6 protein-coding genes are annotated in these 8,506 nt (G+C 70.3%); 1 reads left to right on the top strand and 5 read right to left on the bottom strand.

Features of this window, described 5'->3' with window-relative positions; all coding sequences use genetic code 11:
* Window positions 1–54 precede the first annotated feature (54 nt).
* From AB0J08_RS14570 to AB0J08_RS14550, 5 genes are all read right to left on the bottom strand, one after another.
* Complete coding sequence (locus AB0J08_RS14570) at window positions 55–1,083, bottom strand: hypothetical protein (RefSeq protein WP_360632445.1); 1,029 nt, start codon at window positions 1,081–1,083, stop codon at window positions 55–57.
* An 81-nt stretch (window positions 1,084–1,164) separates the two neighbouring features.
* On the bottom strand, window positions 1,165–1,848 hold the full coding sequence (locus AB0J08_RS14565; protein ID WP_360632442.1) for a hypothetical protein: 684 nt from the start codon (window positions 1,846–1,848) through the stop codon (window positions 1,165–1,167).
* A 97-nt stretch (window positions 1,849–1,945) separates the two neighbouring features.
* Complete coding sequence (locus AB0J08_RS14560; RefSeq protein WP_360632439.1) at window positions 1,946–3,283, bottom strand: MFS transporter; 1,338 nt, start codon at window positions 3,281–3,283, stop codon at window positions 1,946–1,948.
* A gap of 216 nt (window positions 3,284–3,499) precedes the next feature.
* Window positions 3,500–4,582 carry an inositol-3-phosphate synthase gene (locus AB0J08_RS14555; RefSeq protein WP_360632436.1) on the bottom strand — a complete coding sequence of 361 codons (1,083 nt, stop codon included), beginning with the start codon at window positions 4,580–4,582 and terminating at the stop codon, window positions 3,500–3,502.
* Window positions 4,583–4,707: 125 nt separating this feature from the next.
* Window positions 4,708–5,427, bottom strand: coding sequence for a helix-turn-helix transcriptional regulator (locus AB0J08_RS14550; RefSeq protein ID WP_360632433.1), 720 nt, complete (start codon window positions 5,425–5,427; stop codon window positions 4,708–4,710).
* Window positions 5,428–5,780: 353 nt separating this feature from the next.
* Here AB0J08_RS14550 and AB0J08_RS14545 point away from each other — a divergent pair, with 353 nt between their 5' ends.
* Window positions 5,781–8,441, top strand: coding sequence for a transglycosylase domain-containing protein (locus tag AB0J08_RS14545; RefSeq protein WP_360632430.1), 2,661 nt, complete (start codon window positions 5,781–5,783; stop codon window positions 8,439–8,441).
* The last annotated feature ends 65 nt before the right edge of the window (window positions 8,442–8,506 follow it).

The raw sequence follows: 8,506 nt of genomic DNA, 5'->3' as shown, positions 1-8,506 counted from the left end.
GGGTGGCACCGGAAGCTCCGGTGCCACCCCTCCCGCGTCGCCCGCCGAGGGCCGTCAGCTCTTGAGCCCCTGGAGGCAGAGGACGTAGCTCAGGGCGGCGCTGGAGGACTCCCGGGTGTAGCTGCTGTCCGAGTTGGGCACGTTGTCGCACGCCTTGTCGTCGCTGGTGGCGAGGATCTTGCGGAGCACCTTGTACTGGGCCCGCGAGTCCGTGCAGGACAGCATCGTGATCCGCGGGTTGGGGTCGTGGGTGGCGCCCGTCCCGTTCTCGTTGCGCAGGCAGTCGCCGGCCTTGGCCCGGTCGATGTCGCTGGGCACCGAGGAGGCCCCGGCCGGGGAGGACGGCTTCGCCGCGCCCGGGGTGGTGATCTCCGGGATGGGCGGCAGCGAGAACGACGGCATGGGGGGCATGGTCACCGCGGTCGCCGAGGGCAGCACCAGCGGGTGGTACGGCGTGGCGCTGCGGTGGTTGGCGCCGAGCAGGGCCCCGGTGGTGATCAGGATGATGAACGAGGTGATCGAGAAGATCGGCAGCAGCAGCATCAGCATGTGCGGCCGCTTGGTCAGCGGGACGCCCGGATCGAGCTGCGGGCCGTGGGTGCCCGGGACCGGTGGCGGCAGGTCCTTGATCTTGTTGTGGGCGGCCAGGTTCCGCAGCAGGGTGATCGGCGTGATGATCGAGGACAGGTAGCCCCACCAGCCCTGGACCAGGGTGCGGGCCGACATGTCGCGGACCACGGCGGTGCCGCAGGTGTGGCAGAACGGCCCCGGCTGCTTCAGGAACCGCATGACGATGATGATGCCCTGGTGCCCGCGGACGGTCGTCTCCACGGCCGGGAAACCACCGCAGAACCGGCAGACCGGCCCGCCCTGCGGCGCCTGCTGGGCGTACCCGGCCTGCTGCGGGTAGCCGTAGCCGGGCGGTGCGGGCTGGGGCGGCGCGGCCTGGGCGGGCACGCCGTACCCGGCCGGCGGCGGGGCGGCCGGGTAGCCGTAGCCGGGTGCGGCCGGCGGCGGGGCGCCGTACGGGTTGCCGGCGGCGTAGGGGTTGCCGTCGGCGGGCGGCGGGGCGCCGTACGGCATCTGGGGAGGCGGAACGGACAAGGGGTCCCCCGGGGAAGGTCGGTCGGTGAACGTCGGTCGGTGAACGTCGGCGGAAAGGGGTCAGGACTTCTTGACCGGCGGCACACCGGTGGTCAGCGGTCCGAGGCAGAGCACGTAGCGCTTCTTGTTCCAGCGCCGCCCGCTCTTGCCCGAGACCGTGCTGGTCGTCCCGGCGGTCTGCTTGCAGCGGGTGGTGTCGGTGCTGTCGGTGAACTTGGCCAGCACCTTGTAATTCGCCTTGGAGTCGGTGCACTTGACGATGTCGACGTCGCGCGAGCCGCTGGCCTTGACGCAGTCACCGGCCTTGGCGCTGCTGACGCTCGGCCCGCTGACGAAGTAGCCGACGATCAGTGCGCCGCCGCCGAGCACGGCGACGACGACCTTGGCCTTGGCCTTGGCCCCGGTCTTGCGCGCCGGCCCGGCGGGCTGCGGCGCGACCGGCTGCTGCCCGTACGGCGGCTGCTGGCCGTACGGAGGCTGGCCGCCGGGCGGCGGACCGTACGGGGGCTGCTGTCCGTACGGCGGCTGCTGGCCGTACCCGGGCGCGGCCTGGCCGGGCGGCGGCGCGGCCGGGTAGCCGTACGCCGGCGGCTGACCGTAGCCGGCGGGGGCCGGCTGCGGGGGGCCGTACTGCGGGGGCGGCCCGCCGTACGGTGCTCCGCCCTGCGGCGGTACGCCCGGTCCCGGTGCCTGCGGATAGCCGTACTGCGGCGGCGTCCCGTACGGACTGGGCGGTGTGCTCATCAGGTTCTCCCCCGAGACAGAGTGCTGTCGGACCGACAGATCTGACGTACCTTAGCGACTCACCCGGACGGGGCAGGTTTCGAGGGTGCGCGCCGCCTCAGGACCGCTGGTCACCGGGGAGGGGGCCGGTCCGCCGGGCCGCCCGCAGATAGAGCACGGCGGCGAGCGCGTACACCAGTGAGACGCCCGCGACCACCCCGACCGAGCGGCCGGAGAGCGGCAGCACCAGTGCCGTCACCACCGCGGCGGCCACGAAGGCGACGTTGAACAGCACGTCGTAGATGGCGAAGACGCGACCGCGGTACTCGTCCTCGACCGACTCCTGGACGACGGTGTCGGCGCAGATCTTGGTGCCCTGGGTGACCACGCCGAGCAGCAGTGCCGCGATCAGGCACGGCACCAGGGAGAAGCTCAGGCCCAGCGCGGGCACGAAGACCACCGGCGCGGCGAGGCAGAGCGTCATCCAGCCGGCCAGTCCGAGCCGGCGGGTGCACCACGGACTGACCACCGCGGCGAGGAAGAACCCGGCCGCGGAGAGGCCGACCGCCTGGCCCAGGGTGACCAGCCCGGCGGCGCTGTCCGCCGGATCGTTGAAGGTGTAGCGCGCGAGCATCACCACGACGACGATCAGCACGCCGTAGCAGAACCGGGCCGCGGTGACGGCGGCGAGCGCGTGCACCGCGGGGCGGCAGTCCCGGACCAGGTGGGTCACGGCGGCGCCCAGGTCGCGGGCGGCCAGCACCAGCGCCCGGCCCAGCGGGGGGCGGTCGAGGCGGTGCTCGGGCCCCAGCAGGTCCCGGTCCATCCGGCGGGCGGCCAGTGCGGCCGAGAGGTAGAGCACCGCGGCGACGGTGACCAGCGCCGCGTCGGCCTTCGGGCCGGGGGGCATCACCTGGTGCAGCAGGAAGCCCAGGCCGCCGCCGGAGGCCGCGGCGACCGTCCCCAGGGTGGGGGAGAGCGCGTTGGCGGTGACGAGCCGGTCCTGGGACACGACCCGGGGCAGCGCGGCGGACAGGCCCGCCAGGATGAACCGGTTGAGCGCGGTGACCAACAGCGCGGAGGCGAAGAACAGGACGGTCGGCGCCTCGACCAGCAACAGGGCGCCGGTGACGAGGCCGAGCCCGAAACGGGCCAGGTTGCCGTAGAACAGCACCTGGCGGCGCCGCCAGCGGTCCAGCAGCACGCCGGCGAAGGGGCCGATCACCGAGAACGGCAGCAGCATCACGGCCAGCACCGAGGCGATGTCGGCGGGGGAGGACTGCTTCTCCGGGGAGAAGACCACGTAGGCGGCGAGCGAGACCTGGAAGACGCCGTCGGAGAGCTGGGAGAGCACCCGGGCGGTCAGCAGCCGGCGGAAGTCACGCCCGCGGAGCAGGCCGAGGAGCGTGGCGCGGTGCGCGGTCTGGTCGGTGCTGCCGTTCTCCGTGATCGCCACCCGCCCAGACTGCCATGGAAGGGGCCCGTGTTTCACGTGAAACATTCGCCGGGAAATGGTGAACGGGTCCACGGTGACCCGTGGACCCGTTCAGCGCCCGGGAGCACTCGGCTCCCGGTGTTCCGGACTCAGCACCCGGGACTCAGTACTCGGTACTCAGTCCTCGGTGCCCGGCGTCCGCAACCCGGCGCTCGACGATCGGAATCGTCGCTGAGCTCAGCGCTCGACCTCGCCGCTGATGAACTTCTCGACGTTCTCGCGGGCCTCGTCGTCGAAGTACTGGACCGGCGGGGACTTCATGAAGTACGAGGACGCGGAGAGGATCGGGCCACCGATGCCGCGGTCCTTGGCGATCTTCGCGGCGCGCACGGCGTCGATGATGACACCGGCCGAGTTCGGGGAGTCCCAGACCTCGAGCTTGTACTCGAGGTTCAGCGGGACGTCGCCGAACGCGCGACCCTCGAGGCGGACGTAGGCCCACTTGCGGTCGTCGAGCCACGCCACGTAGTCGGACGGGCCGATGTGGACGTTCTTGGCGCCCAGCTCGCGGTCGCGGATCTGCGAGGTGACGGCCTGCGTCTTCGAGATCTTCTTGGACTCCAGGCGCTCGCGCTCGAGCATGTTCTTGAAGTCCATGTTGCCGCCGACGTTCAGCTGCATGGTGCGCTCGAGGATGACACCGCGGTCCTCGAACAGCTTGGCCATCACGCGGTGCGTGATGGTGGCGCCGACCTGGGACTTGATGTCGTCACCGACGATCGGCACGCCGGCCTCGGTGAACTTGTCCGCCCACTCCTTGGTGCCCGCGATGAACACCGGAAGGGCGTTCACGAAGGCGACCTTGGCGTCGATGGCGCACTGGGCGTAGAACTTGGCCGCGTGCTCGGAACCGACGGGCAGGTAGCAGACGAGAACGTCGACCTGCTTGTCCTTGAGGACCTGGACGACGTCGACCGGGGTCTCGTCGGACTCCTCGATGGTCTCCCGGTAGTACTTACCCAGGCCGTCGAGGGTGTGGCCCCGCTGGACGGTGACACCGGTCGGCGGCACGTCGCAGATCTTGATGGTGTTGTTCTCGCTGCTGCCGATGGCGTCGGCCAGGTCGAAGCCGACCTTCTTGGCGTCGACGTCGAAGGCGGCGACGAACTCCACGTCACGGACGTGGTACTCGCCGAACTGGACGTGCATCAGGCCGGGGACCTTGCCGGCCGGGTCGGCGTCCTTGTAGTACTCGACACCCTGCACCAGCGACGCGGCGCAGTTGCCCACGCCCACGATGGCTACGCGAACCGAACCCATTCCGGTTGCTCCCTGTGATCTCATGAGGGCCGCCGGTGCTCGGCGGCGCTCGTCCTGCTTCTTCGATGAATGCTTGACGGGCGCGAGGCGCCCACTCCTACCGCGCGCACAGGGCGGACGCGGTGTCAGCGCTCCTGGTCGGAGCGCCCCGGGCGGTCGTACGGTGGCCCGGGCGGATCCGGGGATCCGGCCTCCTGGCCACGGCCGTCCGAAGTCTTGTCGGGTACTGCGCCGGCCTGCCCCCGGGGGTCTGCCGACCCGCCGGTGAGAGGTCCGGTCCGGCCGCTGCGGTTGGCCCGCTCGGTCTCGATCAGCTCGTTGAGCCACCGGACCTCGCGCTCGACCGACTCCAGGCCGTGTCGTTGCAGTTCGACGGTGTAGTCGTCGAACCGCTCGCGGGCCCGGGCGAGGGAGTTGCGCATCCGTTCGAGGCGCTCCTCCAGTCGGCTGCGGCGACCCTCCAGGACGCGCATCCGCACGGCCCGGTCGGTCTGGCCGAAGAACGCGAAGTGGACGCCGAAGTGCTCGTCCTCCCACGCGTCGGGGCCGGAGTCGGCGAGCAGTTCCTCGAATCGCTCCTTGCCCTCGGGCGAGAGCCGGTAGACGATCTTGGACCGCTTGCCGTTGAGCGCGGTGGCCGGGACGTACTCGTCGTCCGGGTTGTCCTCGACGAGGAAACCCTGGGCCACCAGGCTCTTCAGACACGGATAGAGCGTTCCGTAGGAGAACGCGCGCAACGTTCCGAGCAGGACGTTGAGCCGCTTGCGCAGCTCGTACCCGTGCATCGGGGCGTCGTGGAGCAGGCCGAGAACGGCGAACTCCAGCACTCCTGAGCGCCTGCCCAATGCCGTCGTCCTCCCTTCCTTCCGGCCGCTTCCTGGTCCGCCGTCTCCGGCGGTATGTCGCTCCGATGTATCGGCTCGATATATCGAGAACAGTAAACCTGGCTCCCCGGCGGAGCAAGGGGGGCACGCGTGAATGTGATCACAAGGCGACGCGCGGGTGTGCTTGGCAACGGGCCTGTAATGATCTGCTGCCGTTTTGCGGGCATTGGTACTTGATGCCCGATTAGTTATATTTCTCGGCTGCGTACGCTGTCGCGTGTGCACGAGGACCACCTCCGGGGTTAGGGCGGTTGCGGGCATCGGACGTGAACCCTGCCTTCAGGCTCGACCGCCTGGCGAGGAGTAGCTGGAACATGAGCGAACGACGGCGGAGGTCTGCCGACGGTGGCGAGCAGCCCCCGGGCGACAACGGCCGCCCGGGCGGAGCCGGACAGGGCGGGCCCGGGCCGGAGAGCCCCGGCCGCAAGCGCCCCGCGGGCCTGCGGGAGACGGCGCAGCAGCCCCGGATGGGCCGTGCCGAGATGCGCAAGGCGGCCCAGAAGGGCGGCAGGCGCGGCGGTGCGGCGGCGGGAGCGGGCGACGGCGACGGCGGCGGCCGGGGCGGCAAGCCCGGCAAGAAGCGGTTCATCGACTACCCGCGCTTCGGCAAGCAGGGTGTCCGCCGCTGGCTGCCGTCCTGGAAGCAGTGGCTCACCGGCTTCCTGCTCTTCTTCGCCACCTGCGTGGGCGGGGTGTGGTACGCCTACGCGACCACCACCGTCCCGCAGATCCACGACCTGGTGAACGACCAGAACAACATCTACTACTGGGCCGACGGTTCGGAGATGACCCGCAAGGGCGAGACCAACCGTCAGATCGTCGAACTCGCCGACATCAGCCCCAACGTGCAGAACGCCGTCATCTCCGCGGAGAACTCGACCTTCCGCACCGACAGCGGCATCGACCCCATGGGCATGATGCGCGCGGTCTACAACATGGCGACCGGCGGCGAGACCCAGGGCGCCTCGACGATCACCCAGCAGTACGTCAAGAACGCCTACCTGACGCAGGACCAGACGCTCGGCCGCAAGGTGCGCGAGTTCTTCCTCACCCTGAAGATCAATCAGGACATGGAGAAGAACGACATCCTGCGGGACTACCTGAACATCAGCTGGTTCGGCCGCGGGGCCACCGGCATCCAGGCGGCCTCGCAGGCCTACTACGGCGTCGACGCCAAGAACCTCGACATCTGCCAGAGCGCCATGCTGGCCGGCCTGCTCAAGGGCGCCGCGCTGTACGACCCCACCAACCCGGCCAACCAGGAGCGCGCGGAAGAGCGCTGGAAGTGGATCCTGGACCGGATGGTCACCACCAAGAACGCCACGGCGGAGGAGCGGGCCAAGTGCACGACGTTCCCCGCGCCGATCCCGCGCAAGCCGCCGACCAACATGAACGGCGAGATCAGCTACCTGGTCGACACCGCCAACAAGTTCATCATGACCAAGGACCCGACGATCAGCCAGCAGTCCATCGACAAGGGCGGCTACAAGATCTACACGACCTTCGAGAAGGACAAGGTCGACGCCCTCAAGAAGGCCGTGGACGACGTCAAGGGCGAGACGCTCAACCTGCAGAAGCGCCCGGAGAAGGACAACTGGGTCCAGTTCGGCGCGGCCAGCGTCCGCCCGGGTGACGGCGCGATCGTCGCCATATACGGCGGCGACGGCGTGGAGAACCAGCACTTCGACAACAACGCGGACGCCAAGGGCGTCCAGGTCGGCTCGACCTTCAAGCCGTTCGTGCTGGCCGCCGCGATGCAGGTCGGCGTGCAGACCGCGACCGACGACAAGGGCAAGCCGAAGCGGATCAACGCGGACAGCCGCTACCAGTCCGACGACCTGTCCGAGATCCGCAAGCCGGACGGCTCGCTGGTGATCGGCGACGACGGCAAGCCGTACCGGCAGAAGAACGAGGACGCCGGCAAGCGCGGCTACGTCTCGCTGCGGATGGCCATGCAGAACTCGTACAACGTGCCGTTCGTCCAGCTCAACCAGGACGTCGGCGGGCAGAACGTGGCCAACATCGCCGAGGCGATGGGCGTTCGCAAGGAGAGCTTCGCCGACCCGAAGACCCCGACCTTCGCCCTCGGCACCTCCACGGTCAGCCCGATCCGGATGGCCGACGCGTACGCGACCCTGGCGGCGAGCGGCAAGCAGGCCGAGCCGTACTCGGTGACCAAGGTCGAGGTGAAGGGCGTGGCCCGGCCCGGCTTCAACAAGCCCGAACTCAAGCCGGCCCTGGAGCCCGCCGTCGCCGACAACGTCACCGACGTGCTGGTGAACGTGGCGAAGAACGGTACGGGTTCGAAGAGCAACGCCCTGGGCCGCCCGGTGGCCGGCAAGACCGGTACCACCGACGAGAACAAGTCGGCCTGGTGGGTCGGCTACACCCCGCAGCTGGCCACCAGCGTCGCGATGTGGCGCGAGGACCCGGCCAAGCACGAGCGGCTGTCGCTCAACGGCACCGGCGGCAAGGACTCGGTGCACGGTGGTGACACCCCGACCGACATCTTCACCCGGTACATGAAGGCCGCCCTGGCCAACGAGAAGAAGATGGACTTCCCCACGCCGCAGCCGATCGGCAGCCAGGTGGACTCCTCCGGCGCCCCGAGCACGGCCACCGCCTCGGCCTCGCCCTCGGCGGCCGAGACCACGGCTCCCACCGCTCCGGACCCGGGTGCCCAGCAGCCGACGCAGCCGACCACCACCCAGGGGCCGGTCTGTGTCCCCGGGGTGGACTGCCCGGGCACGGTGCCGACGCAGCCGCCGACCAAGACCCCGCCGACGACCGGTGGTGGCGGTGGCGGTGGTGGTGGCGGGGCTTCGCCCACCTGCCTCATCCCGGGGCTCTGCGGCACACCGCAGCCGTCGGCGTCCGCCACCTCGACGGCCCCCTCGCCCAGCAGCAGCAAGTCGACCAGGCCGACCCCCTCGCCCAGTTCGACGGGCGGGGCCCAGCCGGGCGCGGCACCCTGATACCTGGCGCCGAACGGCGGTGAACCGGCTGAAACGGCGGTGGCGGCCCTCTTCGGAGGGCCGCC

The sequence above is a fragment of the Kitasatospora sp. NPDC050463 genome (assembly GCF_040655255.1).
Classification (GTDB): Bacteria; Actinomycetota; Actinomycetes; order Streptomycetales; family Streptomycetaceae; genus Kitasatospora.
The sequence above is the reverse complement of the archived record's forward strand: the minus strand, read 5'-3'. Positions and strand labels throughout refer to the sequence as shown.